This is a genomic window from Priestia sp. SIMBA_032, assembly GCF_046535215.1.
Classification (GTDB): domain Bacteria; phylum Bacillota; class Bacilli; order Bacillales; family Bacillaceae_H; genus Priestia; species Priestia aryabhattai.
The window spans coordinates 1-333 of record NZ_JAWRXD010000293.1 but is presented as its reverse complement, the minus strand read 5'-3'; the positions used below and the strand labels follow the sequence as shown (position 1 = coordinate 333).

Genomic DNA, 333 nt, shown 5'->3' with positions numbered 1-333 from the left:
CGCTTATATAGATTTTTTTGGAGGATTAGCTCAGCTGGGAGAGCACCTGCCTTACAAGCAGGGGGTCGGCGGTTCGAGCCCGTCATCCTCCACCATTTTTTTTTGAGCCATTAGCTCAGTTGGTAGAGCAAAGGACTGAAAATCCTTGTGTCGGCGGTTCGATTCCGTCCCGAGCCACCATATTTTACAGTAGCTTAGTAGGAAGCTATCCATTGTTAACCTATTGTTTTTTAGGTTTAAGTTATAGCTATGGAGTCATACTGGCCCGTTGGTCAAGCGGTTAAGACACCGCCCTTTCACGGCGGTAACACGGGTTCGAATCCCGTACGGGTC

General features: G+C 48.6%; 2 tRNA genes. Both read left to right on the top strand.

The annotated features are described in order from the left end of the window. Positions 1-19: 19 nt before the first annotated feature. Positions 20-95, top strand: a tRNA-Val gene (locus tag SB717_RS34455). A 167-nt stretch (positions 96-262) separates the two neighbouring features. Beyond that, positions 263-333 (top strand) — tRNA-Glu (locus SB717_RS34450).